This is a genomic window from Agrobacterium sp. MCAB5, from assembly GCF_052114365.1.
GTDB classification, from domain to species: Bacteria; Pseudomonadota; Alphaproteobacteria; order Rhizobiales; family Rhizobiaceae; genus Agrobacterium; species Agrobacterium tumefaciens.
The window spans coordinates 217,711-241,850 of record NZ_JBFREP010000007.1 but is presented as its reverse complement, the minus strand read 5'-3'; the positions used below and the strand labels follow the sequence as shown (position 1 = coordinate 241,850).

General features: G+C 55.7%; 25 protein-coding genes. 11 read left to right on the top strand and 14 right to left on the bottom strand.

All coding sequences use genetic code 11. From position 1 onward, the window contains the following. From AB4Z23_RS17480 to AB4Z23_RS17465, 4 genes are all read right to left on the bottom strand, one after another. Positions 1 to 663: a phosphoribosylanthranilate isomerase gene (locus AB4Z23_RS17480; protein ID WP_003516340.1), complete on the bottom strand. Its 663-nt coding sequence runs from the start codon at positions 661 to 663 to the stop codon at positions 1 to 3. 102 nt (positions 664 to 765) lie between these two features. Further along, on the bottom strand, positions 766 to 1,533 hold the full coding sequence (locus AB4Z23_RS17475; protein WP_421476892.1) for a M48 family metallopeptidase: 768 nt from the start codon (positions 1,531 to 1,533) through the stop codon (positions 766 to 768). Positions 1,534 to 1,601: 68 nt separating this feature from the next. Then, entirely contained in the window at positions 1,602 to 2,834 is a 1,233-nt protein-coding gene (locus tag AB4Z23_RS17470; protein ID WP_080799943.1) for a polyhydroxyalkanoate depolymerase, read from the bottom strand. A gap of 125 nt (positions 2,835 to 2,959) precedes the next feature. Further along, the gene (locus tag AB4Z23_RS17465) at positions 2,960 to 3,802 is read right to left on the bottom strand and encodes a fumarylacetoacetate hydrolase family protein (protein ID WP_019565943.1); all 843 of its coding nucleotides are present in this window, start codon (positions 3,800 to 3,802) and stop codon (positions 2,960 to 2,962) included. Between the two features lie 127 nt (positions 3,803 to 3,929). Between AB4Z23_RS17465 and AB4Z23_RS17460 the strand changes: the two genes are divergently transcribed. Continuing rightward, positions 3,930 to 4,532, top strand: a complete 603-nt coding sequence (locus tag AB4Z23_RS17460; RefSeq protein WP_025594729.1) for a nitroreductase family protein — start codon at positions 3,930 to 3,932, stop codon at positions 4,530 to 4,532. Between the two features lie 103 nt (positions 4,533 to 4,635). On the opposite strand, the gene gyrB is transcribed toward AB4Z23_RS17460, so the two are convergent. From gyrB to AB4Z23_RS17435, 5 genes are all read right to left on the bottom strand, one after another. Beyond that, positions 4,636 to 7,071, bottom strand: coding sequence for a DNA topoisomerase (ATP-hydrolyzing) subunit B (gyrB, locus tag AB4Z23_RS17455; protein WP_013635179.1), 2,436 nt, complete (start codon positions 7,069 to 7,071; stop codon positions 4,636 to 4,638). 155 nt (positions 7,072 to 7,226) lie between these two features. Next, positions 7,227 to 7,592 (bottom strand): helix-turn-helix domain-containing protein, encoded by a 366-nt coding sequence (locus tag AB4Z23_RS17450; RefSeq protein ID WP_003516346.1) that lies wholly within the window; start codon positions 7,590 to 7,592, stop codon positions 7,227 to 7,229. After that, positions 7,589 to 8,158 (bottom strand): Smr/MutS family protein, encoded by a 570-nt coding sequence (locus AB4Z23_RS17445; protein WP_013635178.1) that lies wholly within the window; start codon positions 8,156 to 8,158, stop codon positions 7,589 to 7,591. The genes AB4Z23_RS17450 and AB4Z23_RS17445 overlap by 4 nt, the downstream gene beginning before the upstream one ends. Next, the gene (gene mltA, locus AB4Z23_RS17440; RefSeq protein WP_421476895.1) at positions 8,155 to 9,267 is read right to left on the bottom strand and encodes a murein transglycosylase A; all 1,113 of its coding nucleotides are present in this window, start codon (positions 9,265 to 9,267) and stop codon (positions 8,155 to 8,157) included. Before mltA ends, AB4Z23_RS17445 begins: the two co-directional genes overlap by 4 nt. Further along, positions 9,264 to 9,962 (bottom strand): Tim44/TimA family putative adaptor protein, encoded by a 699-nt coding sequence (locus tag AB4Z23_RS17435; protein ID WP_003516349.1) that lies wholly within the window; start codon positions 9,960 to 9,962, stop codon positions 9,264 to 9,266. Before AB4Z23_RS17435 ends, mltA begins: the two co-directional genes overlap by 4 nt. A 141-nt stretch (positions 9,963 to 10,103) precedes the next feature. Here AB4Z23_RS17435 and AB4Z23_RS17430 point away from each other — a divergent pair, with 141 nt between their 5' ends. Both AB4Z23_RS17430 and secB read left to right on the top strand, forming a co-directional pair. Continuing rightward, entirely contained in the window at positions 10,104 to 10,661 is a 558-nt protein-coding gene (locus AB4Z23_RS17430; RefSeq protein ID WP_441360362.1) for an FxsA family protein, read from the top strand. Between the two features lie 99 nt (positions 10,662 to 10,760). Then, the gene (gene secB / locus AB4Z23_RS17425) at positions 10,761 to 11,243 is read left to right on the top strand and encodes a protein-export chaperone SecB (RefSeq protein ID WP_003516359.1); all 483 of its coding nucleotides are present in this window, start codon (positions 10,761 to 10,763) and stop codon (positions 11,241 to 11,243) included. 120 nt (positions 11,244 to 11,363) lie between these two features. On the opposite strand, the gene dnaQ is transcribed toward secB, so the two are convergent. Genes dnaQ through AB4Z23_RS17400 form a run of 5 tightly spaced genes read right to left on the bottom strand, consistent with a single transcriptional unit; the run spans position 11,364 to position 14,971 of the window. Continuing rightward, complete coding sequence (gene dnaQ / locus AB4Z23_RS17420) at positions 11,364 to 12,065, bottom strand: DNA polymerase III subunit epsilon (RefSeq protein ID WP_025594721.1); 702 nt, start codon at positions 12,063 to 12,065, stop codon at positions 11,364 to 11,366. Beyond that, positions 12,058 to 12,666 carry a dephospho-CoA kinase gene (gene coaE, locus AB4Z23_RS17415; RefSeq protein ID WP_441360361.1) on the bottom strand — a complete coding sequence of 203 codons (609 nt, stop codon included), beginning with the start codon at positions 12,664 to 12,666 and terminating at the stop codon, positions 12,058 to 12,060. Before coaE ends, dnaQ begins: the two co-directional genes overlap by 8 nt. Beyond that, a complete protein-coding gene (locus AB4Z23_RS17410; RefSeq protein WP_421415197.1) occupies positions 12,666 to 13,526 on the bottom strand; it encodes a shikimate dehydrogenase in 861 nt (286 codons plus the stop codon). Before AB4Z23_RS17410 ends, coaE begins: the two co-directional genes overlap by 1 nt. Further along, positions 13,519 to 14,118 (bottom strand): Maf-like protein, encoded by a 600-nt coding sequence (locus AB4Z23_RS17405; protein WP_421415195.1) that lies wholly within the window; start codon positions 14,116 to 14,118, stop codon positions 13,519 to 13,521. Before AB4Z23_RS17405 ends, AB4Z23_RS17410 begins: the two co-directional genes overlap by 8 nt. Positions 14,119 to 14,149: 31 nt before the next feature. Then, positions 14,150 to 14,971: a pyruvate, water dikinase regulatory protein gene (locus AB4Z23_RS17400; RefSeq protein ID WP_421476901.1), complete on the bottom strand. Its 822-nt coding sequence runs from the start codon at positions 14,969 to 14,971 to the stop codon at positions 14,150 to 14,152. Between the two features lie 407 nt (positions 14,972 to 15,378). On the opposite strand from AB4Z23_RS17400, the gene hemE reads away from it, so the two are divergent. The 8 genes from hemE to AB4Z23_RS17360 all read left to right on the top strand — a co-directional run bounded on the left by hemE (position 15,379) and on the right by AB4Z23_RS17360 (position 24,125). Then, on the top strand, positions 15,379 to 16,413 hold the full coding sequence (gene hemE / locus AB4Z23_RS17395; protein WP_421415193.1) for a uroporphyrinogen decarboxylase: 1,035 nt from the start codon (positions 15,379 to 15,381) through the stop codon (positions 16,411 to 16,413). After that, a complete protein-coding gene (gene hemJ / locus AB4Z23_RS17390) occupies positions 16,410 to 16,955 on the top strand; it encodes a protoporphyrinogen oxidase HemJ (protein ID WP_026330887.1) in 546 nt (181 codons plus the stop codon). Before hemE ends, hemJ begins: the two co-directional genes overlap by 4 nt. Before the next feature lie 185 nt (positions 16,956 to 17,140). After that, the gene (rho, locus tag AB4Z23_RS17385; RefSeq protein WP_013637014.1) at positions 17,141 to 18,406 is read left to right on the top strand and encodes a transcription termination factor Rho; all 1,266 of its coding nucleotides are present in this window, start codon (positions 17,141 to 17,143) and stop codon (positions 18,404 to 18,406) included. Between the two features lie 85 nt (positions 18,407 to 18,491). Further along, a complete protein-coding gene (gene mnmE, locus AB4Z23_RS17380) occupies positions 18,492 to 19,823 on the top strand; it encodes a tRNA uridine-5-carboxymethylaminomethyl(34) synthesis GTPase MnmE (RefSeq protein WP_421476905.1) in 1,332 nt (443 codons plus the stop codon). Positions 19,824 to 19,885: 62 nt separating this feature from the next. Next, entirely contained in the window at positions 19,886 to 21,769 is a 1,884-nt protein-coding gene (gene mnmG, locus AB4Z23_RS17375; protein WP_421476907.1) for a tRNA uridine-5-carboxymethylaminomethyl(34) synthesis enzyme MnmG, read from the top strand. An 11-nt stretch (positions 21,770 to 21,780) separates the two neighbouring features. Further along, positions 21,781 to 22,398: a 16S rRNA (guanine(527)-N(7))-methyltransferase RsmG gene (gene rsmG / locus AB4Z23_RS17370; protein ID WP_421476909.1), complete on the top strand. Its 618-nt coding sequence runs from the start codon at positions 21,781 to 21,783 to the stop codon at positions 22,396 to 22,398. Positions 22,399 to 22,417: 19 nt separating this feature from the next. After that, on the top strand, positions 22,418 to 23,212 hold the full coding sequence (locus AB4Z23_RS17365) for a ParA family protein (protein ID WP_111782518.1): 795 nt from the start codon (positions 22,418 to 22,420) through the stop codon (positions 23,210 to 23,212). Positions 23,213 to 23,243: 31 nt separating this feature from the next. After that, positions 23,244 to 24,125, top strand: coding sequence for a ParB/RepB/Spo0J family partition protein (locus tag AB4Z23_RS17360; RefSeq protein ID WP_149910371.1), 882 nt, complete (start codon positions 23,244 to 23,246; stop codon positions 24,123 to 24,125). Positions 24,126 to 24,140 lie beyond the last annotated feature (15 nt).

Here is a 24,140-nt window from a genome sequence, read left to right as displayed (position 1 = left end):
TCAAGCTCCCTTTGGGCCTTTCGACCAATCATTCACCACATCGAAGAATGCATCAATCATCGCAAGATCCTTGACGCCCGGCGCGCTCTCCACACCGGACGACAAATCCAGTCCGCCAGCTCCGGTTTCGGCCAGAGCCTCCGCGACATTGTCCTTGTTCAATCCCCCGGAAAGCATGTAATCGATACTTCCGTCAAGAGAGCGCAGGATGGTCCAGTCGAAGGTTACTCCGTTGCCGCCCGGCAAATCGGAACCCGCAGGCGCCTTGGCATCCAGCAGGAAACGGTCGGCTATGCCTATATAGGGATCAATCTTGGCAAGATCAGCGGCGTCGCGAACGGAAAGCGCCTTCATTACCGGAAGGCCGTAGAGTGCTTTGATGTTCAGCACCCTCTCCGGGCTTTCACTGCCGTGCAATTGCAGAATATCCGGTCTCAGCAGATCAACGATCTCGTCCAGATCATCATTGTCGGCATTGACGGTAACGGCGACCACCTTTGCGGCGCCACGGGCGGCTTCCGCCAGCCTGCCGGCGATATCGGGCTCGATGTTGCGGGGGCTCTTTTCAAAGAAAATAAAGCCGACATGGGAGGCGCCGCGCCTGACGGCACGCTCCAGCGCTTCCGGTGTCTTCAATCCGCAAATCTTGATATCCGGTTTCATACCCGCGACCTGACACGAAATGCGACAAGAGTCGAGCCAAATCGCACCCGTTTTCCATGGAATGTTTCACGTGAATCCAGATGGCGATGCACGTCTCCACTTTCAATCAAAATCGATGGCGTGGAGTTTAGAGCCGTGACGTTTCAGCCATTCCTTGGCTTCCTGCGTATGCGGGCAGAGTTTTTCGCACAGGGCCCAGAATTTCGGGCCGTGGTTCATTTCCCGCAGATGCGCAACCTCGTGAGCTGCGAGATAATCGATGACCTTTTCCGGAGCCATGACGATACGCCACGAGAAACTCAGATTTCCATCATGGGAACACGAACCCCAGCGGCTGCGGGTGTCCTTCATGCTGATGGATCGCACGGGCTTTCCGGCCGCGCTCGCGTGAACCGCAACAAGCCTCTCCAGATCAGCCTTCGCTTCCTTTTTCAAAAACATGGCCACCCGTCTGCGCAGGTGTTCGGGCGCTCCGCTGACTTTCAATACCGCGGTGCCGTCCTCGTCTTTGGAGATATGAGTCAGGCCACGCAGGCTGCCAGTGTGATGGATGCGATGGGATACGCCGCGAATATCAACCGACGCACCATGACGCAAACCGTCATCTGGGCTGATTTTCGAAAGCTTGCCTTCAATCCAGCCCTGATGCCTTTCGAGAAAATCATCCACCTGGCCATGGTGAAGCCCCATCGGGATCGTCACCTTCAGAGCCCGGCCGCCGGGTTCGATGCGCAAGGTGATGCGCGTGGCGCGCGAATTTTCCTTCACCGTAATGGGCACATGACGGCCAGCCACCTCGACGGTGCGCTGGCTGGGCGCTACCTTTTTCGGCGCCGGCGACTTCACGGATTTTCTGAGGAACGAAAACATGAATGGTTCATAGCCGATTCGACACCGGCTTGGCCACGCAAATGCGCGGCATCGCCTGGCTTCCAGCGCTAGACAGTCTGGTTCTTGCGAATGAATTCCACCATGCGCGGCACAATCTCCTTGCGGAAACGCGACCCGTTGAAAACGCCGTAGTGACCGACGTCGGGCTGCATGTAGTGCGCACGCTTTTCATCGGGGATGTTCCGGCAAAGATCGTGCGCGGCTTTGGTCTGGCCCACACCGGAAATATCGTCGTTTTCGCCTTCCACGGTGAACAGCGCGACGTTACGAATGGCAGCGGGATCGACCGCCCTGCCCCTATGCTGCATGTTTCCCTTGGGAAGCGCGTGTTCGATGAAGACGGTTTCCACTGTCTGCAGGTAGAACTCCGCCGTCAAATCCATCACGGCCAGATATTCATCGTAAAAATCGCGATGCTTCTCAGCGGAATCGCCGTCGTTCTTGACGAGGTTCAGGTAGAAATCCTTGTGTGCCGTCATGTGCTTGTCGAGGTTCATGGACATGAAGCCGGATAATTGCAGGAAGCCGGGATAGACATTCCGGCCAAAAGCCGGCTGCGGCCACGGTACCTGCATGACGACATTGTCGCGGAACCATTCGATTGGCTTGGCCGTGGCCAGACCGTTGACAGCTGTGGGATTGATGCGCGTATCGATCGGACCGCCCATCAGCGTCATGGATGCAGGCGCGAAACCGTCACCATCGGCTTCCATCAGGGACACTGCGGCCAGAACCGGAACCGAGGGCTGACAAACAGCAACCACATGGGCGCCAGGCCCGATCTCGCGCAGCATATCGATGACGTAGCTGATGTAATCGTCGAGATCGAATGTCCCTTCGGTGACTGGCACCATGCGGGCATCGATCCAATCGGTGATATAGATATCCGCCGATGGCAGCAGCGCCTCGACCGTTCCCCGCAGCAATGTGGCGTAGTGGCCTGACATAGGCGCCACCAGCAGCACCTTCGGATCTGGTTTGCGGGCCGTATCGAGTTCTTTTTTGAAATGAACGAGATTGCAGAAGGGACGCGACCAGATGATCTCTTCAGTGACGGCAACGGTCCGGTCATCGACGGTGGTAGTCGCCAAACCGAACTCCGGCTTGATGTAACGGCGCGTCAGGCGCTCGAATACCTCAAAGCCTGCATCGAGGCTTCGCCCGAAGGCGGTGCTGGAAAGCGGGTTCAAAGGATTGCTGCATGCCTGGCGCATCATATCGGCACCGGCGCGCAGTGGCGCCATCGCCGCATGGTTCATTTCATAGAGGTGGTAGAACACTGATTACGCCTCCTCGCGGATCAAGCTCTTTTTTTGACCATAGCAGCTTTTCGCAACTGCACAAAATCGAAGGCGCCGGTGGTTTCCCTCCGGCGCCTCAATTTCAGTTGAACGTTTGTTGATAATCAGATGTCGGCAACGAAGGTCTGTTTCTGGGAACCGAGGCCTTCAATGCCGAGTTCAACGACATCGCCCGTCTTGAGGTAACGCGGGGGCTTCTGGCCCATGCCGACGCCCGGAGGCGTGCCGGTGGAAATGACGTCGCCGGGATGGAGAGACATGAACTGGCTGAGATAGGAAACGACATGCGCGACGCCGTAAACCATGGTCTTGCTGGAGCCGTCCTGCATTGTCTGGCCGTTGACCTTCAGCCACATTCCGAGGTTCTGCGGATCGGTGATTTCGTCCTTCGTGACCAGCCAGGGGCCGATCGGACCGAAGGTGTCGCAGGATTTACCCTTGGTCCACTGTCCGGCACGCTCCGTCTGGAAAGCGCGCTCAGAAACATCGTGCGAAACGCAATAACCGGCGACGTAGTCGAGAGCATCGGCCTCAGATACATATTTCGCGGTCTTGCCGATGACGACGCCGAGTTCGACTTCCCAGTCGGTCTTCTCAGAACCGCGCGGAATGACAACGTTATCGTTCGGACCGACGATTGCCGAGGTCGCCTTCATGAAAATGACCGGTTCCGGCGGTACGGTCGCACCGGTTTCAGCGGCGTGGTCAGAGAAATTGAGGCCGATGCAGATGAATTTTCCGGTTCCGGCAACACAAGCGCCAATGCGCTCTTCGGAGATAACGGGAAGAGTGCCGAGGTCGATGGCGGCAATCTTCTTCAGGCCTTCCGGAGAAATGGCTTCACCGCCGATGTCTTTGACATGAGCAGACAGATCGCGGACTTTTCCTTCCGCGTCGAGGATCGCAGGTTTTTCCTGGCCAGGCTGGCCAACGCGCATCAATTTCATGGAACTCTCTCCCGGTTGTCAGACAAGGTGATGCATATATGAACGATACATTCATACTTGTCACCCCTTGACTGCTTCGACTTTCGAAAAATACCTTTTCCCTCCCGACAATCAAAAGGACAGGCCCGTGACAAACAGCAATTCCCGGCAATCCGAATATCCCGTCGATCCACTCTTCCTCGATCGCTGGTCTCCGCGCGCATTCGATGGAGATGCGATGCCAAACGAGCATCTGCTGACCATTCTCGATGCCGCGCATTGGGCGCCATCGGCATCCAACCAGCAACCGTGGCGGTTTGTCTACGCGCACAAGGATAGCGAGGATTGGCCGCTCTTCGTGGAACTGCTGATGGAAGGAAACCAGCGCTGGGCAAAAAATGCCTCGGTGCTACTCTTCATACTTTCCCGCGACCACAACATTTCACGAGAGGGTGAGAAAAAACCTTCAGCGACCCATTCCTTCGATGCCGGTGCGGCATGGTTTTCACTTGCAATGCAGGCGCATCTGCTCGGTTACCACGCCCATGGCATGGCAGGCATATTTAAAGACCAGATCGTGGAAAAGCTTGATGTTCCGGATGGATATAAGGTGGAGGCCGCAGTTGCCATCGGCACATTGACCGACAAGGCTGTTCTTCCTGACGATCTGGCAGAACGGGAAGTGCCCAGCAAGCGTCTCCCCCTTTCGGACGTAGCTTTCAAGGGGCGGTTCACCGGCAAGGCCGATTGATATCCGACAACACAGATGACAAAAGGCCCGGCGGAAATTGACCGCCGGGCCTTTCGTTAAAGTTTCGTTTCACGTGAATCGTCACGCGAGACGTCCCACAGGATTAAATGTCGAGATTGGCAACGCTGAGCGCATTTTCCTGAATGAAGTCGCGGCGCGGTTCCACCTCATCGCCCATCAGGCGCGAAAACAGACCATCGGCATCCGTGGCATCGTTGACCTTGACCTGCAGCAGCGAACGCACATTGGCGTCGAGTGTGGTTTCCCACAGCTGCTCGGCGTTCATTTCACCGAGACCCTTGTAACGCTGCATGGAAAGACCCTTGCGGCCGGCGGCGAAAATAGCATCCAGAAGCGCACGCGGTCCGGCCAGTTCCATAGTGCCGTCCTTGCGTTGCAGAACCGGCGGAGTGACGTAAATATCGCGCGTGCGGGCCGCGAGCTGATCGATATGACGGGCATCGACCGAACCGATCAGGCCCATATCGAGCGTCGAGATTTCCTTGACACCGCGTACCATGCGCTCGAAGCGCAAGCCGCCATCTTCCAGCACCAGGCCGGACCAGCCGCGTTCGGTTTCTTCCGCGATCATGTCCAGACGCCGGGCCACTTCGGCAACGGTTTCCTGGGCACGGGCAGCATCGGCCGAAAGCTCGGGGTTCAGGGCACCCGCAATGGCGGCCTGTTCCACGATGGAGCGGCTGTAGCGGGAATGCAGACCGTCGATCAGCGTGCGCATGCGCACCGCATCGAGAATGACCTCACGAAGGTCAGCGCCTATGCGTACTTCGCCAGAGCCGAGCGTCAGCGACGTATCCTCGATGCCCATCGAGATCAGATATTCTTCCAGCGCCTTCTCATCCTTGAGGTACTGCACGGATTTGCCGCGCGTCACCTTATAAAGCGGCGGCTGGGCGATATAGAGATGGCCACGCTCGATCAGTTCCGGCATCTGGCGGAAGAAGAAGGTCAACAGCAGGGTACGAATGTGGGCGCCGTCGACGTCAGCATCCGTCATGATGATGATCTTGTGGTAGCGCAGCTTGTCTGCGTTGAATTCGTCCTTGCCGATCGACGTGCCGAGCGCGGTGATCAGCGTGCCGATTTCCTGGCTGGACAGCATCTTGTCGAAACGGGCGCGCTCAACGTTAAGGATCTTACCGCGTAGTGGCAGGATGGCCTGCGTTTCGCGCGAGCGGCCCTGCTTGGCCGAACCGCCTGCGGAGTCACCCTCGACGAGGAAGAGTTCGGATTTTGCCGGATCGCGTTCGGAACAATCGGCGAGCTTGCCGGGCAGAGAGGCGATATCGAGCGCACCCTTGCGGCGCGTCAGTTCGCGCGCCTTGCGGGCGGCTTCACGGGCAATGGCCGCTTCCACCACCTTGCCGACAAGGATCTTGGCGTCGGACGGATGTTCCTCGAGCCAGGTGGACAGGGCCTCATTGACGAGACTTTCCACGACAGGGCGCACTTCAGACGAAACGAGCTTGTCCTTCGTCTGCGAAGAAAACTTGGGGTCGGGAACCTTGACGGAAAGAATTGCCGTCAGTCCTTCGCGGCAGTCCTCACCCTGCAAGCTGACCTTTTCCCTTTTCATGATGCCGGAAGTCTCGGCATAGGATGTCATCTGACGCGTGAGCGCCGCGCGGAAGCCGGCCATATGGGTGCCGCCGTCGCGCTGGGGAATGTTGTTGGTGAAGCAGAGCACATTTTCGTGGTAGCTGTCGTTCCACCAGAGCGCGACCTCAACCGTGATGCCGTCCTTTTCGCCATGAATGGCCACCGGCTTGTCCACCAGCGGTTTCTTGGCCCGGTCGAGATAACGCACGAAGGCTTCAAGACCACCATCGTAGAGCAACTCTTCCTGCTTGATATCAGAATGACGCTTGTCGGTGAGCACGATACGAACACCGGAATTCAAAAACGCCAGTTCGCGCAGGCGATGCTCCAGCGTACCAAAATCATAATCCGTCATGGTGAAGGTGTCGGGGCTCGCCAGGAAGGTGACTTCCGTGCCGGAGCGGCCTTCATATTCGCCAATGACCGAGAGCGGAGCATCGGCAACCCCATGGGTGAAGCCGATTTCGTGCAGCTTGCCATTGCGGCGGATTCTGAGCTTCAGCCAAACCGAAAGCGCATTTACGACCGAAACGCCCACGCCATGCAGACCGCCGGAAACCTTGTAGGAGTTCTGGTCGAATTTTCCACCCGCATGAAGCTGGGTCATGATGACTTCCGCGGCGGAAACGCCTTCGGAAGAATGGATATCAGTCGGAATGCCGCGTCCGTTGTCCGTTACCGTCACCGAACCATCGGCGTTCAGCGTCACCGTCACCAGATCGGCATGACCCGCGAGCGCCTCGTCGATGGCGTTGTCGACCACCTCGTAGACCATGTGATGCAGACCGGAGCCGTCATCGGTATCGCCGATATACATGCCGGGCCGTTTGCGCACAGCATCAAGACCCTTGAGGACCTTGATCGAATCGGCTCCGTATTCAGTGTTGGCGCCGACTTCGCTTGACGATGTTTCGGTCATAAGTACTCTTTCCAAAATTTCCTGGCCAAGTTTTCAGTGAGAAGGCCTGAAGCCCGCGAATCACTCAAATCCGACATACGACTATAGAAATTCTACACTCAATCCCAAAGGCCACATGCCTCAGAACGCTGCATAAAGCAGGGGATAGAGGGGTTTCAATCGCAAGAACGGCTTTTTTGTAGCACCGCTGACAGTTCCTCTATCACACTCAGCGGCAGCTTGCGAATATCCCGCGCCAGCCGATTGGCAAAAGCCGTATATTGCGGCGGCAGACCGACCGTGTCGATCGCCACCTTGGGATCGGAGGAGCCGGCGAGAAAGAACAATTCCTCCGCCTCATCCCAGATGATGTTGAAATATCCGGCGATGCGCTGGAGGAGATCGAAGCTCGGTTTGCCGCGTTTGCCGTGCTCCAGCGCCGAGAGATAAGCGGGGGAAACGCCGATTGCCGCTGCCATCTCCTTCTGTGTCACGCCCTTGCGCTCACGAAGCAGCCGCACGGCTTCTGCAAAGGGCGTCATGATTTTTCACCCTTGCGGCGCGCCAACCGGACATAGAGAGCGCCATCGCCGCCGTGATTGGCGGATGCGTCCTCATAGGATGAAATCAAGTAACGATATTCCGGTTTGGCGAACCACATGGGCACGGCCCTTTTCAGCGCACCATCGCTGCCGATGGAGCGACCCTTGCCGGTGATGACGAGCACGTGCCGGAGGCCCCGTTCGTGCGCCCGCAATAGAAAGTCGAGCAGAACCGCATGGGCTTCGCTCTGAAACATGCCATGCAGATCGATACGGCCTTCCAGCGGCAACCGCCCGCGCGTCAACTTGCGCTTAACCGGCTTTTCCATCGGTTGATGAATTTTTGGCTTCTTGTCCGGCGTAAAGGGCGAAACGTCCACCGGCTCCGCGAGCATCCTTGGGAAGACGGCGTTTGCCGTTTGCGGGACGACAGGTTCCGCCGCGGCTTCCTCGATATCGTCGAAAGCCAGCAAATCCTCCAGCCTGCCGGAGATGGGTCGGGCTGTTCTTGCGACCTTACCCCACAGAATGCGTTCTTCCTTGCCAAGCTTTCGACTGCCCTTCATCGCCGATACCTTTTCGCAGCAACATGCGGCAACAGCATATAGAAATCGGCGTCGTTGCGCACTGTGCCTGCAAGTTCTCCAGCTTCGAAACCCGAGCCGGTGAAAATGTCGCCGCGTGCCGGGCCAACGATGGCCGAGCCGGTATCGAGCGCCAGCATTAACCGCGCGAAGGGTTTGCCATTATCCAGGTGAGTCAATGACGGCGCATGGATGAAAAAGGGAAAACCGAAGGTGTGGATGAGCCTGTCCACCGCAAGCGCCCGCCCCGCGACCAGCGGCACCTTGGCGGCGGCGATTGGTCCCATATCCAGGCCGGCAACATCAGCCTCCCGGAAAAAAATATAGGAGCGATTATGCCATAGCACCCCATCCACCTCATCCGGATGGTCGGCGAGCCATTTGCGAATTGTCTGCATAGAGATCGTTTTCGGATCCAGTTCCCCACGATCCAGAAGCAACCGGCCGATCGGCGAGAACGGATGCCCGGCCTTGGCGGCATAGGTGATACGTTTCACCTCTCCATCAGGAAACAGAAGACGGGCAGCACCCTGAACGTGGACGAAAAACAGATCGACCTTCGATCTCGCCCAGGCAATCTCAAGCCCCCTGCCCTGCAGATATCCTTCATCGATCGCGCGGCGATCGGGAAAATAGGAAATGCCGTCCTCGCCCTTTCTGCCAAAAGCATAGGACGGATCAAAACCGCTCGGGCGATTTTCGTCGTCGATATCCACCAGCTCCGGTGGGCGGCGGTAGACCGGATACTTCCAGACATCGTCGCGGACGGACGATACCTCAAGCTCCGGTTCATAAAAGGCAGTTACAAAACCGCGTTTTCCGCCGGGTGGTGAAATTTTGAAAGGTACACAATTCGTCTCGAAAAACCGGCGGGCTTGCTGGGGACTATCCGCTTGTTCCTCATCCGCCAGTTCCAGAAGCGAGGCCAGTTCGCCGGCGGTGAGACCCAGCGCGCCGGTCCTGTAGGGTTTTGAATTCCGAAGATGTGACAGGATCGTCCGCATCGCCGGAAACAGCTTACGCGGATCGTCGTCCTGCCATCCCGGCAGATCACCGAAAGAAACTTCTTCGAACGAAAAGGGCGTGTTCATTGCTCGGATTCAGTGGCGATCAGCTTCCAGTTGGGATCGCGCGAGCGGACATCACGCGAGAAGGTCCAGATGTCGTCCACTTCCGCAACCGCATCGGGATCGCCGTCCACCAGCTTGCCATCCTTGTCATAGGTGGCCGAAATCAGCTGGCTGACTATTCTGAGCGTGATCTGCTCTTCGGAATCGCGGATACCGGCCTGGGTGATATCGGCCTTCTCTATTCCCACGAAAGTGGACTTGACCACCTCGCCGCGACTTTCCCGCTCGGAAATGGCCGCCTCGAACCCGTCGAAAACTTCCTTCGACAGAAGGTTCTTCAGCGTCTTGCGGTCACCATCGGCAAAACCCATGACGATCATCTCATAGGCCATGCGGGCGCCGTTCAGGAATTCCTTGGGGCGGAAGGTCGGGTCCTTGGTCATCAGCTCGCGCAGGGATGTATTCAAGGCAGTATCGACGGGTGCCAGAGCATCCGCCTCGGCAAAGCGGTTTTCGTCCTCCGCCTCAGAGCGTTTGGGCAGGGTCACGACCTTGTTATCGTCCGTGACGGGGCCTTTCGCGACATCGCGCGGCGTGTAAGGGTCGAATGGCGGCTTCTCATTGCCGGTTCGGCGACCAAGAACGCTGCGCAGCTGAAGAAAGATCAGCACCGCTGCAACGAGAAAAAACAATGTGATAAAGTCGCTAAAGCCCATCTTTTACCAAAACCGCCATTTAAATTCAAAAACCTGAACATCATATAGTCTGCATCTTATCATCATTCAAATGTGCAGATTCAATCATCGGTGTTCTCGGGAACCGGCAATCTGCCAGAGATGCACACGCAAGGCTAGAAGATGCGTTTTTCCTTTCTCCCCATCGTCATCCTGATGATGCCAATCCTGGAAATTGCCGGTTTCATCATCGTCGGCAAGACAATCGGTCTGTGGCTGACATTGGCGCTCGTCCTGTTCACGTCGTTTCTGGGGTTGCTGATCCTGCGGCTCGGCGGCATCGGCATGGTGAGAAATCTTCAGGCCGCAGGAAGCACCGGCGCCCAGCCTGCCGATGAGCTGGTCAATGGCGCCATGCGCGTCGCGGCGGGCATCCTGCTGTTCATCCCGGGTTTCATCACCGATATACTCGGTCTCCTGCTTTTGTCGAAAACGGTGAGACGTTTTTTCTGGAAGATCCTCGGACCCCGCGTCGTCGTGGCCGGTTCATTTCGCCAGTCCGGTCAACCCGGCGGCCAGACCGGGCCGCAACCCGGTGACTTTTCCGGGTTCAGCAATGGTCAGGGAAATAAGGGTAGCTCCAAGGTCGTGGACCTCGACGAAGAGGAGTTTCACCGCGAAGGGCCCAAGGATTCTCCCTGGTCCCAAAAGCCGGATGATCGCAACCTGCCCAAACCCTGAAGCATGGCAAAGGGTTAGAGAGCCGAGAGCACGAGGGTTGTAAGGTTCAAGTCGAAATGATAGACCGCCTTCCACGAAATCACGCCGCGAGGAAACGTAATGACCGCTGAAAATGGCGCACAGGGCGCAGTTAGTCCTTCCCTCAACATTCTTACCCAGTACATCAAGGATCTTTCTTTCGAAAATCCGGGTGCTCCTCGTTCGCTTCAGGCTCGTGACAATGCGCCGTCGATCAACATCAATGTCAATGTCAACGCAAACCCGATTTCGGGTTCGGATTTCGACGTTGTGCTGACGCTGAATGCCGAAGCCAAGGATGGCGACAAGGTTCTGTTTGCAGCCGAGCTGGTTTACGGCGGCGTGTTCCGCATTGCCGGTTTCCCGCAGGAACATATGCTGCCGGTGCTGTTTATCGAGTGCCCGCGCCTGCTGTTCCCCTTCGCACGCCAGATCATCGCCGATGTCACCCGCAATGGTGGCTTCCCGCCGCTGATGATCGATCCGATCGATTTCGCGCAGATGTTTTCGCAGCGCGTTGCCGAGGAACAGGCCAGAGCCAAGGTTCAGGCCGTACCGAACTGAATTGCACGCGACGCCGCTCTTTTTAGAGTTCAGACCAAACAAAACCCGGGTTCATCGCCCGGGTTTTTTATTTGACGGTTCTCGTCATTTTTCAACGGCGCATCTAAGCGCCAGGCACACTTAATTCTGGTAACGGTTCCAGATCGCCTTGTCGCCCATGCCGAGAACGAGCTTACCGTGCGCCGCGATGGTCTCCGCATCCAGTCGTGATGGTAGAGGATGCGGCCTTTGCAGCGGCTCATGCGGAACATCATCATCCTCGATAGTGACCGCTTGCTGTTTGGAGCCGGCACCGAAACCGAGCGCTGTCTGGCGCCCACCAATCATTTCTATGTAGACTTCGGCGAGCAGTTCGGAGTCGAGAAGCGCGCCGTGTTTGGTGCGGTGGGAGTTGTCGATCCCGTAACGCCGGCAAAGTGCGTCGAGGGAATTCGGACCCATCGGGTGCTTGCGGCGTGCAAGCGAAAGCGTATCCGTCACCAATTCAGATGAGACCGGCGCAATGCCGAGGCGGGCAAATTCCGCATTGATGAAACCCATGTCGAATGTCGCATTATGCGCCACCCAGCGGGCACCTTCAAAAAATTCTCGGATTTCGTCGACGACTTCGGCGAATTTCGGCTTGTCTTTCAGGAAGTCGTCGGTGATGCCGTGCACCGCAAGCGCGTCCGGGTGAACCTTTCGATCTTCCGGGTTGATATAAATATGCAATGTGCGGCCGGTCGGAAAATGGTTGTTGAGCTCGATTCCGCCGATTTCGATCACGCGGTCCAGTTTCGATTCAAGGCCTGTGGTTTCCGTATCGAAAATGATCTCACGCATTTTTCTCTCCGTTGCCCGAACCGGCACTTAGTCTCTGCAGAATTTCTCTTACCTGATCCCGTGCGGCTTCGACACCATTTCCGCTATCGATGATAAAATCGGCCCGCCGGCGCTTTTCGGCATCGGGCATTTGCCGGGCCAATATCATTTCGAATTTCTCTTCCGTCATTCCGGGACGGGACAAAACCCGCTGGCGCTGTATTTCCGGCGCGCAACTAACAACGACTATTTTATCGACCCTCGTTTCCGCGCCGGTTTCAAACAGCAGCGGGATATCGAGAACGGCGAAATTTTGATTTTCCTCTCTCGCCTTACGGAGAAAAGCTTCCTGTCTTTCACGAACAAGCGGATGGACGATTGCTTCCAGCTTGCTAAAATTAGCCGGATTCTCCCTGAGGATGTTACCGAGTTCAAGACGGTCGACCGTGCCGGAAATGGTCGTGCCCGGAAAGGCGGCTTCGATCATCGGCACGGCTTCTGCTGAATACAGGTCGTGCACAACCGCATCAGAATCGAGAACCGGTATCCCTTCCGCGGCAAACAGTTTTGCCGTGGTCGTTTTTCCCATTCCGATCGAGCCGGTGAGACCGATGACGATCATCAATGTTTCTCCATATCCTCAATGATGAGGGAACGAAGAGTGTCATCAACTTCCGGCGTTTTGCCGAACCATTTTTTAAAGCCGGGTTTTGCCTGATGAAGGAGCATGCCAAGCCCATCGACCGTCGCAATACCCTGTGTCTGCGCCATCTGGAGGATGGGGGTTCTCAACGGCACATAGACGATATCGGTTACAACAGCACTTGCAGCGAGCGGCGAAAAATCAATCTCGGGCGCTTCCGTTCCGTCCATACCCAGCGATGTCGTGTTCACAAACAACCCGGCGTCCTGCATGACTTCATGAAGCGCGCCCTGAGGATGAGAAAAAACCCGTGCACCGAAACGGTCGGCCATTTCACGGGCACGTTCGACCGTGCGGTTCAGGACATGGATTTCGGCAATGCCGCGGTCCCGCAGCGACTGAACGACGGCCCTGCTTGCACCGCCGGCTCCGAACACCACCGCCCGGTCGGTTTTCTCCCATCCGGGATGGCGCTCATCGAGATTGGAAACGAAGCCATAGCCATCCGTGTTGGTGGCATGCAGCCTGCCCTCTTCCATCCAGACGGTATTGGCTGCACCCAGTTCCTCCGCCAGCTCGTCGGGACTATCCGCCAACTTAAAGGCCGCTTCCTTGTGCGGAATGGTGACATTGCCACCCACCGCTGCACCAGGTCCCTGTTCCTTTAGTGCCGTGATGAAATCGGCGAAGTCATCGGGGGCAACCTCAATGGCCTTGTAGGAGCCGGGTATCCCGAATTTCTTCAGCCAGTAGGAATGGATGATCGGCGAGCGGGAGTGCTTGATGGGATAACCGACAACGAAGGCGTTTATAGTTAATGTTTCACGTGAATCAGCCATCGATGACATCCATGTCGCGCAGTTTCATTAAGAGAGGCAGAAGCGGCAGGCCGAGAATGGTGAAATAATCCCCCTCTATCGAAGTAAATAGCTGGATTCCTTCGCCCTCGAGCTGATAGGCACCAACACTGCTCAAGGCCTTTTCACCCACGCGTTGCAGGTGGCGGGAGACGAATTCGGCGCTCAAATTTCGCACCGAAAGTTCAGCACTGGAGATCGTCTGCCATACGACATCACCCCCGCGGGCAAGAACGGCTGCACTGTTCAATCGATGAACCTTGCCGGATAATGAGAGCAGATGTCCCTCGGCTTCGGCCATGGTTTTTGGCTTGTGGTACACCCGGGCACCGAGCGCCATCGTCTGGTCGCATCCAAGAACGAGTGCTTGCGGATGCAGGGCACTTACCGAGAGCGCCTTGGCCTTGGCCAGTTCCAGCGCAACCTCTTCCGGCTTTGCGCCATTTTTTTCCAGCTGCTCGTCGAGCGCGCGCTCGTCAATATCCGCCGGGATCGCCGAAAATGTCAGCCCCGCATTACGCATCAACATCTGACGGGATGCGCTGGACGAGGCGAGGATCAACTCTTGTTTCATCGACTATCTGCTCCAAATCGTGCGATCCGGATTATCGTGTCCTCGGGCGAAGGGCAAGGATTGCCGCGGCCGTTTCCTCTATGGAGCGGCGTGTAACATCGATCAGCGGCCAATTGTTACGGGCACAGAGCGCACGCGCATATTTCAGCTCTTCCATGATGGTGGCGCGATCCGTGTAGCGCCCGCTGTCAAATCCACCGGTCGTGCCGAGTTCCCGGTTTTCACGTACCTGCGATATGCGGTCCGATGTCGCGACGAGACCGACGATCAAAGGACGGGTGGCGGCATAAAGGCTTTCCGGCAACGGCACGTTTGGAACGACCGGTATATTGGCGGTCTTTATGCCTCTGTTGGCGAGATAGATGCTTGTCGGTGTTTTCGACGTTCGACTGATCCCAATGATGACGATATCGGCTTCGTCATAGCTTTCCGGCATTTGCCCGTCATCATGGTCCATCGCAAAATTGAGCGCTTCGATCCGCGCGAAATAATCCGCGTTCAGCGCGTGCTGCGCCCCGACCCGCCGTCTCGAAGGTGCGCCGAGATAGGTCTGGAAAATGCCGATGATCGGTTCGAGCACGTTGACGCAGGGCACCCCGATCGCGTGACAGCGCAAATCCAGGAACTCGGCCAGTTGCTGATCCACGATCGTATAAAGAACGATGCCCGGTTCCTTGTCGATCAGATCCACCACCTGGGCGAGCTGCTTCTGGTTCCTGATCATCGGATAAACATGTTCCACCGGCATCGAAGCGTGGAACTGCGCCGAGACGGCACGACCGGCCGATATGAGAGTCTCTCCGGTTGAGTCCGAAATCAGGTGCAAATGGAAGAAACTTTTTTTGTTCTCCACGCTGTTTTTCTCTCGCTGTTGATAAACCGGGACAAACTTCCGAATTATTCCGCGGGCCGAGCCGCCTCGTGGATAAAGTGGGTTTTTTCCACAATCCGCAAGTGGCGTCCTTGCTATCAGGCATGCCTGTGAATTGTCTGGAAACTCTGAACTTGTTCAAAACGGTCCACAGATGATCCACAGGCAACGGCTTCAGAGGATAGAACTTAAATAGCTGAAACTATTATATAAATATCTATTATCCCATTTATTGCGATGAAGCGATGAAACGCCGTGTTCAGGTCTTGGCGCTTACACCCGACCGCGGCATATCGACTGGAAAGATTTTAATCCTTGCTACTCACCGACTCTAAGAAATAGAAAATCTTTTAAATCTCTTAGATTTTATTTTTTGGAAGTTGGGTGGCATGAGCGAGCGTAAGGTTTTAAAGGTGTTGAACGGGCAGACGGTCACACCTCCGCCCATATGGCTGATGCGGCAAGCAGGGCGTTACCTTCCGGAGTACAGGGAAACGCGAAAGAACGCCGGCAGTTTCCTCGATCTCTGTTATAATCCCGAACTAGCAACCGAAGTGACCCTTCAGCCCATTCGCCGGTTCGGTCTTGATGCAGCTATCCTCTTTTCCGATATTCTGGTGATACCGGATGGGTTTGATCGCAATGTTTCCTTCAGCGAGGGAAAGGGTCCGGCCATGGATCCGATCGACGCGGATGGCATCGACAGGCTGGATGCGAGCAATGTCATTGCGCATCTTTCGCCCGTTTTCGAAACCGTCTCACGCTTGCGCCAGACCTTACCGGATGAGACGACGCTTCTCGGTTTTTGCGGTGCGCCCTGGACGGTTGCAACCTACATGATTGCCGGCCACGGAACGCCTGATCAGGCGCCGGCGCGGTTGTTCGGTTATCGGGAGCCGGCAGCCATGGAAAAGCTTCTTGCCTTGCTGGCTGAGGTTTCCGCCGACTACCTTGTGGCGCAGATTGATGCCGGGGCCGATGCGGTGCAGATTTTCGACTCCTGGGCCGGGGTGCTCGGCGAGAAGGAATTCGAGGAATATGCGGTAAAACCCGTCGCCCGTATCCTCGCTTCGGTGCGCGCTCGCCGCCCCTCCGCGAAGATCATCGCCTTCGCCAAGGGGGCCGGTTATCTTTTGAAGGATTATCGCCGCAAAACGGGCGCAGACGCCATCGGGCTCGACTGGTCGGTGCCACTCGGTTTCGCAAGGGACTTGCAGAAGGAAGGCCCGGTACAGGGCAATCTGGACCCCATGCTGATGGTGGCGGGTGGCAAGGCTCTGGAGGACGGTATCGACGCTGTGCTGCAGGCTCTGGGACAGGGCCCGCTGATCTTCAATCTCGGCCATGGCATCACGCCGCAGGCCGATCCGGAAAACGTTGCAAGGCTGGTGCAGCGGGTGCGTGCCGGCGGAGCCGGGGCATGAGCGGCGAGAAGCAGACCTCCGCCCGCTCAGGAAACAGGGCTGCCCTTCGCGCAGGTATGGCGCTCGGTGTCTTTGCCGCTTTTGTCGCGCTGTTGTTTTACGCCGATCCGGCCGATCTCTATCTGTGGATCAAGGCGCTTCATATCATCGCGGTGATTTCCTGGATGGCGGCGATTTTTTACCTGCCGCGCCTGTTCATTTACCACACCGATGCACCCACCGGTTCGCAGCAATCCGAAACCTTCAAGGTGATGGAACAGCGGTTGATCAAGGTCATCATGAACCCGGCGATGATGATAAGCTGGATATTGGGGCTTTATCTCGCATGGTCGGTTTATGGTTTTTCCGGCGGCTGGCTACATGCGAAAATCGCGCTGGTGGTGCTTCTAACCATCGCCCATGTCTATTTCACCCGCAGTGCCAAACGGTTCGCCCGGGATGAAAATATCAGGCCTGCCCGTCACTGGCGGTTGATGAACGAGGTTCCGACGGTACTGATGATCCTCATAGTCATACTTGTGGTTGTGAAACCCTTCGGTTAAGAGGTCGCACCGATAAATTTCGCGGAATTCGTGCTTTCCTCTTGCAGTAGCCCTATTCAATCGCTATTTTCGGACCACTCATCTCGTGGCATGTGAATTATTCAGTCATCTGCGGCTTCTCCCTCAGCATCTGATTCGCGAACACGCCCTCCCCCGACATTACATTATCAAACGGTCTTTCCTTCATGGCTGAAATGAAGCTTCAGGAACTTAAGAGCAAATCGCCTACCGACTTGCTAACTTTTGCTGAATCCCTGGAAGTTGAAAATGCGAGCACCATGCGCAAGCAGGAGCTTATGTTCGCAATCCTCAAGGTTCTCGCGAGCCAGGACATCGAAATTATCGGCGAAGGCGTCGTTGAAGTCCTGCAGGACGGTTTCGGTTTTCTACGGTCCGCAAATGCAAATTATCTGCCGGGTCCGGACGATATCTACATTTCGCCCTCGCAAATTCGCCGTTTCTCTCTGAAGACCGGCGATACTGTCGAGGGGCCGATCCGTGGACCCAAGGAAGGCGAACGTTATTTCGCGCTTCTCAAAGTCAACACGATCAATTTTGACGATCCTGAAAAGATCCGTCACAAGGTTCACTTCGATAACCTGACGCCGCTTTATCCGAATGAGCGGTTCAAGATGGAGCTGGAGCTTCCGACATCGAAGGATCTGTCGTCGCGTGTGATCGATCTGGTCGCGCCACTTGGAAAGGGCCAGCGTGGATTGATCGTCGCGCCGCCGCGTACCGGTAAAACTGTTCTCTTGCAGAACATCGCGCATTCCATCACGGCTAACCATCCGGAATGTTACCTGATCGTTCTTCTGATCGACGAACGTCCGGAAGAAGTCACCGACATGCAGCGCTCGGTCAAGGGTGAGGTGGTGTCGTCAACCTTCGACGAACCGGCTGTACGCCACGTCCAGGTGGCCGAAATGGTCATCGAAAAGGCCAAGCGCCTTGTCGAACATGGCCGCGACGTCGTTATCCTGCTCGATTCCATCACCCGCCTCGGCCGAGCTTATAATACGGTCGTTCCGTCTTCCGGCAAGGTCCTGACCGGTGGTGTGGATGCCAACGCGCTGCAGCGGCCGAAGCGTTTCTTCGGTGCCGCACGTAACATCGAAGAAGGTGGTTCGCTGACGATTATCGCGACCGCGCTGATCGACACCGGCAGCCGCATGGACGAAGTCATCTTTGAAGAATTCAAGGGTACGGGTAACTCGGAAATCGTGCTTGACCGTAAGGTCGCTGACAAGCGTATCTTCCCGGCGCTCGATATTCTCAAGTCCGGTACACGTAAGGAAGACCTGCTCGTGCCGCGTCAGGATCTCCAGAAGATTTTCGTGCTTCGCCGCATTCTCGCGCCGATGGGAACGATGGATGCCATCGAGTTCCTGATCGACAAGTTGAAGCAGACCAAGACCAATTCGGATTTCTTCGAATCGATGAATACCTGATCCGGAGTTTTACCGGTCCCATCGACAAAGCTTTAAAGCCGCATCCGTTCATTCGGATGCGGCTTGACTGTTTTAACCGAGGTGAATGATGCCAGCTTCCGCCGATACCATTTATGCGCTCTCCAGTGGAGCATTGCCGGCCGGCGTCGCAATTATCAGGATCAGTGGGCCCGGCGCTTTCGAAGCCTTTGTCACGTTGACCGGTCGTGACCTTCCCGCACCGCGGCAGGCGGTTCTATGTTCGATTCGAAACCGAAACAATGAGATCATCGACCAGGCGCTGATGATCGTTTTCCCTGCACCAAATTCCTTCACGGGTGAGAACTGCATCGAAATCCACAGCCACGGAAGCCGCGCGGTTGTCGCATCAATTTTTGCCGAGCTCGAACTGCTCGAAGGATTTCGGCCGGCGGATGCCGGCGAGTTCTCCCGCCGAGGGTTTGAAAACGGCAAGATGGATCTTCTCGAGATCGAAGGTCTGGCGGATCTGCTGCAGGCTGAAACGGAGATGCAGCGGCGTCTGGCGGTTGAGCAGAGCACTGGTAAGCTGTCAGCGCTCTACGATGGCTGGGCAGGCCGGTTGACGCGTGCTCGTGCCCTGATCGAGGCGGAGCTGGATTTCGCCGACGAGGAAGATGTGCCGGATTCAGTTGCCGCGCAGGTGTGGGACGCGATGATGCAACTTCATAGCGAAATCACCAGCCATCTCCAGAACGGCGGAAGCAGTGAGATTATTCGTGACGGGTTCAAGGTGGCGCTGGTGGGAGAGCCTAACGCTGGCAAGTCCACGCTTCTTAATGCTCTGAGCGGCCGTGACGTTGCTATTGTCACTGACATTGCTGGTACGACCAGAGATGTGCTGAGCGTTGATATTAATCTCGACGGTTACCTGGTCCGCATATTCGATACGGCCGGAATTCGGGAGACGCAGGATGTGGTCGAAAAGGAAGGTGTAAGGCGAGCCGTTCTAACAGCGGAAACCGCGGATCTTATTTTGATATTGCAAGATAACGATTCGACTCCGAAACAATCCATCATTCCGCTGGAAAATGCTCGCCATTTGCATCTACGGACAAAAACCGCGATTTCCTCTTCTACAGTTGACGCTGTTTTTGATCTCGCCATTTCCGCCAGGGAAGGAGTCGGTCTCGACGAATTGCGTCTATTGATCAAGCGAGAGATTGAAAGCAGGGTTGGTGTTGCACAGACATTGGTCCCTGCCCGCGCCCGGCACAAAAAACGACTTGAAGAGACGCTGAACTATGTTAGTGATGCGCTCAATTCCGAGACCATGGACCTTGCGATAAGGTCGGAATATTTGAGACTCGCAGCAACATCGCTTGGACGCATTACGGGTCGCGTCGATGTGGAAGATTTGCTGGGCGTGATCTTCTCGGAATTCTGCATAGGAAAATGATTCACGTGAAACATTGGTGGCCAATACGGCAAAGCCGATGATTTGGGATAAGGCGCAGGGATATGCACCAGTCATTTGATGTCATTGTTATCGGTGGTGGACATGCCGGCAGCGAAGCTGCGGCGGCCGCTGCACGACATGGCGCTAAAACCGCTCTCGTTACCCATAAGCGAGAGACTATTGGGGTGATGTCCTGTAACCCGGCAATCGGTGGTCTCGGTAAAGGACACCTGGTCCGCGAAATTGATGCGCTGGACGGTTTGATGGGCCGGGTTGCTGATGCAGCGGGAATTCAATTCCGTATGCTCAATCGCAAAAAAGGCCCCGCCGTCCGCGGGCCGCGCACGCAGGCTGATCGGCGACTTTATCGCGAAGCCATGCAACGGGAAATCAATGCGATTGAAAACCTTAGCATTATTGAAGGTGATGCTTTCGATATTGACATGACCAATGATCGGGTATCTGCCGTTATAATGGCGAACGGTAGCCGGATTCCTTGTGGTGCTGTTGTGTTGACGAGCGGCACTTTTCTACGCGGCCTTATTCATATCGGCTCCGAAAAGATTCCCGCAGGCCGGGTTGGTGAAAAACCGTCTGTCGGTCTTTCCGAAACACTTGCCCGCCTCGGCCTTGCCATGGGGCGATTGAAGACTGGCACCCCTGCCCGGCTTGATGGTCGCACGATCGATTGGAACGCTGTGGATCGGCAAGCGGCCGATGAAGATCCCGTTCCGTTCTCCTTTATGACGGATCGCATTGTCAATCCACAGATCGAATGCGGCGTAACCCGGACGACGCCGGCGGGACACAAGATCATTCAGGATAATATTCATCTGTCAGCGATGTATTCGGGACAGATCGAGGGTGTTGGCCCGCGCTATTGTCCGTCGATCGAAGACAAGATTACACGCTTCGGTGAACGGGACGGTCACCAGATATTCCTGGAGCCAGAAGGCCTTGATGACCACACAATTTATCCAAATGGAATTTCGACGTCGCTTCCTGCCTCAGTTCAGGAGCAGTTTATCCGCACCATCCCCGGCCTTGAGCAAGTCAACATCATTCAGCCCGGCTACGCGATTGAATATGACTATGTCGATCCGCGTGAGCTGAAGCCTTCTCTGGAATGCCGGAAAATTCCGGGATTGTTCCTGGCAGGGCAAATCAATGGCACGACGGGTTATGAAGAGGCGGGCGCCCAGGGTCTGGTTGCCGGGTTGAATGCGTCGCTATATGCAGGCAATGCAGACCCCATTCATTTCAGTCGTACCGAATCCTATATTGGTGTGATGATCGACGATCTCACCTCCAAGGGTGTCAGCGAACCCTATCGCATGTTTACGTCGAGAGCGGAATATCGGCTTTCACTTCGCGTTGACAACGCTGATCTGCGACTTACACCTATTGGTCAGATGGCCGGCATTATCGGTCATGACCGCCAAAAACGCTTCGCAGATTTTATCTCCGATCTGGATCGGGGTCGCGAGCTGATGAAGAGCATTTCCATCAGCCCCTCCCAGGCAGCTAAACAGGGATTGAAACTCAACCAGGACGGTCAGCGTCGTTCGGTTTATGAAATGCTCGCCTACCCCGATATTACGATGGAAACTCTTACCACTCATTGGCCGGAGCTACGGGCGCTTAATACCAAGGTCGCTGAGGTTTTGGAAATCGAAGCGAGTTACGCTGTCTATATGCAGCGCCAAAGCGCGGATATTGTCGATATCAAGCGAGATGAAGACAGAAAAATCCCCAATGATTTCGATTTTCAGTCTTTGTCCGGTCTCTCCAACGAACTGAAACAAAAGCTGGAAAAGGCACGTCCAGAGAACATTGCCCAGGCTGCGCGTGTTGACGGTATGACACCTGCTGCGATATCGCTGCTTCTCGCACTTCTGCGGAAAGGCTCCGCATCAGGAAGTGAAAAATTGCGCATGCACCAATAGCGAGTCGGACCATGAAGATAAACGGCCAGAGTGTTTCACGTGAAACACAGGAGAGGCTCGAACATTTCGTCGAGCTTTTCAAGAAGTGGAACAAAACCACAAATCTGGTTGCGCCTTCGACTCTCACTGAGCTCTGGAGCCGGCATGTGGCGGACAGTGCACAGATATTTCAGCTCGCCCCTAAACCGCAAAAATGGATTGATCTGGGAAGCGGCGGCGGTTTTCCGGGCGTCATTACAGCGATTTTTCTCGCGGAACTGGGTGATGGTTGGGTCGATCTGGTAGAGAGCAACAATAAAAAGGCTGCGTTTTTGCGAATTGCGCTGAAGGAAACCGGCGCAAGAGGCGCGGTTCATCTAGTCAGAATTGAAAAAGCGCCTGAAACCGTTGAAAATTGCGATGCGATTTCGGCGAGAGCCCTCGCCGAGATGAATTTACTTTTTGAATATATTCACCCGTGGGCGCAGAATAATCCAAATCTCAAGGCATATTTCAATAAAGGCAGGGATTATGAATCCGAACTGCAGAAAGCGCATGGCCGCTGGCAGTTTGATCTGATAAAACACCAGAGTGCCATTGAGGCAGATTCTGTTGTTCTTGAAATCAGTAACCTCACTAAGAGGCACTGACGAGCTGGTCAGGTGCGGTATGACTTCTGAAAAAAACCGGATTATCGCAGTCGCGAACCAGAAGGGTGGCGTTGGCAAAACAACGACGGCCATCAATCTGGCTACTGCATTGGCGGCTATTGGTGAGCGGGTGCTGATCATTGATCTTGATCCGCAGGGTAATGCCAGCACAGGTTTGGGAATCGACCGCAAAGAGCGCAAGCTTTCTTCCTATGATCTTCTGGTGGGTGATCATACCGTTTCCGAAGTTGCGGTTCCGACAGCAGTTCCGAACCTCGATATCGTCCCGTCAACGATGGATCTTCTGGGCTTTGAGATGCAGGTTGCGAATGTTGCCAACCGCGTCTTTCTTTTGCGTGCCGCCATGGAGACGCAGGAAGCGAGAGACTATTCCTATATTTTGGTAGATTGCCCGCCCTCTTTCAATCTTTTGACGATGAATGCCATGACCGCCGCCCATTCGGTGCTGGTACCGTTGCAGTGCGAGTTCTTTGCGCTGGAAGGCCTCAGCCAGTTGCTGGATACGGTTAGCCAGATACGCGGCTCCGTCAATCCGCAGCTTGATATTCAGGGTATCGTTCTCACGATGTTCGATGCGCGCAACAATCTTGCCCAGCAGGTGGTTTCCGATGTGCGGATGCATCTGGGAGAAAAGGTTTACCACACTCTCATTCCGCGCAATGTTCGGGTTTCCGAAGCGCCGTCTTATGGTAAACCGGCAATTCTTTATGATCTGAAATGCGCTGGCAGCCAGGCTTATTTGCAATTGGCTTCCGAAGTGATCCAGAGAGAGCGTCTGCGCAAGGCGGCCTGACGTTTTGCCGGACTATATGGAGTAATATCTTATGAGTGATGATCTTTCCAAGCGTCGACTCGGACGCGGTCTCGCGGCGTTGATCGGCGAAATGGATCAGCCTGTGCCGGTGGGTGAACCGCAGCGCGCCGTTAGTGCGGATCGCGCCATCCCGATCGAGTTCATCGCTCGCAGCCAGAGAAATCCACGTCGACACTTTGACGAAAATGAGTTGCAGGATCTTGCCTCATCCATTCGTCAGCACGGGATTGTTCAGCCTGTGGTCGTGCGAACGATTGGCGTCAACCGTTACGAGATAATCGCTGGTGAACGGCGTTGGCGCGCGGCACAGCTGGCCGGTTTTACGGACGTTCCTGTCATCGTTCGGGATGTAGACGACCGCACGGCTCTGGAGCTGGCTATCGTCGAAAACGTCCAGCGTTCCGATCTCAATCCGCTTGAAGAAGCGATGGGCTATGAGCAGTTGATCGCCGAACATGGCTACACTCAGAACGACCTCGGTGAAATCATCGGCAAGAGCCGAAGCCATGTTGCAAACAGCCTTCGTCTTCTGAAACTTCCCGATCCGGTTCGGGACATGTTGGCGGACGGTTCGCTTTCCGCTGGCCATGCGCGCGCGCTTGTTTCCACTTCCGATCCGTCAGGTCTGGCTCGGACTATCGTTTCCAAGGGTCTTTCGGTGCGTGATGCCGAGCGCCTGGCGCAAAACGACATCAAGTCGCAGGGTGACGTCTTGGAGAAGCGGCCTTCGGCTGAGAAGGATTCCGATACGGTCGCGCTTGAACGCAGCCTGTCGGATGCTCTCGGTCTGGACGTGAAGATTAGCCACAAAGGCGGATCGGGACAAATCCGCATCGGATACCGCACGCTAGAGCAGCTGGAAGCCGTGTGCCGGCTTCTGGAGAAAAAATAAGCAAGTATCTGTTTT

Coding starts and splice junctions, on each gene's coding strand:
- AB4Z23_RS17465 (WP_019565943.1), bottom strand. CDS start 3,802: ATGAAATTGATGCGCGTTGGCCAGCCTGGCCAGGAAAAACCTGCGATC.
- hemE (WP_421415193.1), top strand. CDS start 15,379: ATGAGCGAGCGTAAGGTTTTAAAGGTGTTGAACGGGCAGACGGTCACA.
- AB4Z23_RS17430 (WP_441360362.1), top strand. CDS start 10,104: ATGCGTTTTTCCTTTCTCCCCATCGTCATCCTGATGATGCCAATCCTG.
- mltA (WP_421476895.1), bottom strand. CDS start 9,267: ATGAACACGCCCTTTTCGTTCGAAGAAGTTTCTTTCGGTGATCTGCCG.
- gyrB (WP_013635179.1), bottom strand. CDS start 7,071: ATGACCGAAACATCGTCAAGCGAAGTCGGCGCCAACACTGAATACGGA.
- dnaQ (WP_025594721.1), bottom strand. CDS start 12,065: ATGCGTGAGATCATTTTCGATACGGAAACCACAGGCCTTGAATCGAAA.
- AB4Z23_RS17475 (WP_421476892.1), bottom strand. CDS start 1,533: ATGTTTTCGTTCCTCAGAAAATCCGTGAAGTCGCCGGCGCCGAAAAAG.
- AB4Z23_RS17480 (WP_003516340.1), bottom strand. CDS start 663: ATGAAACCGGATATCAAGATTTGCGGATTGAAGACACCGGAAGCGCTG.
- AB4Z23_RS17435 (WP_003516349.1), bottom strand. CDS start 9,962: ATGGGCTTTAGCGACTTTATCACATTGTTTTTTCTCGTTGCAGCGGTG.
- AB4Z23_RS17445 (WP_013635178.1), bottom strand. CDS start 8,158: ATGAAGGGCAGTCGAAAGCTTGGCAAGGAAGAACGCATTCTGTGGGGT.
- rho (WP_013637014.1), top strand. CDS start 17,141: ATGGCTGAAATGAAGCTTCAGGAACTTAAGAGCAAATCGCCTACCGAC.
- hemJ (WP_026330887.1), top strand. CDS start 16,410: ATGAGCGGCGAGAAGCAGACCTCCGCCCGCTCAGGAAACAGGGCTGCC.
- secB (WP_003516359.1), top strand. CDS start 10,761: ATGACCGCTGAAAATGGCGCACAGGGCGCAGTTAGTCCTTCCCTCAAC.
- AB4Z23_RS17405 (WP_421415195.1), bottom strand. CDS start 14,118: ATGAAACAAGAGTTGATCCTCGCCTCGTCCAGCGCATCCCGTCAGATG.
- coaE (WP_441360361.1), bottom strand. CDS start 12,666: ATGATCGTCATCGGTCTCACCGGCTCGATCGGAATGGGAAAAACGACC.
- mnmG (WP_421476907.1), top strand. CDS start 19,886: ATGCACCAGTCATTTGATGTCATTGTTATCGGTGGTGGACATGCCGGC.
- rsmG (WP_421476909.1), top strand. CDS start 21,781: ATGAAGATAAACGGCCAGAGTGTTTCACGTGAAACACAGGAGAGGCTC.
- AB4Z23_RS17410 (WP_421415197.1), bottom strand. CDS start 13,526: ATGGCTGATTCACGTGAAACATTAACTATAAACGCCTTCGTTGTCGGT.
- mnmE (WP_421476905.1), top strand. CDS start 18,492: ATGATGCCAGCTTCCGCCGATACCATTTATGCGCTCTCCAGTGGAGCA.
- AB4Z23_RS17360 (WP_149910371.1), top strand. CDS start 23,244: ATGAGTGATGATCTTTCCAAGCGTCGACTCGGACGCGGTCTCGCGGCG.
- AB4Z23_RS17365 (WP_111782518.1), top strand. CDS start 22,418: ATGACTTCTGAAAAAAACCGGATTATCGCAGTCGCGAACCAGAAGGGT.
- AB4Z23_RS17450 (WP_003516346.1), bottom strand. CDS start 7,592: ATGACGCCCTTTGCAGAAGCCGTGCGGCTGCTTCGTGAGCGCAAGGGC.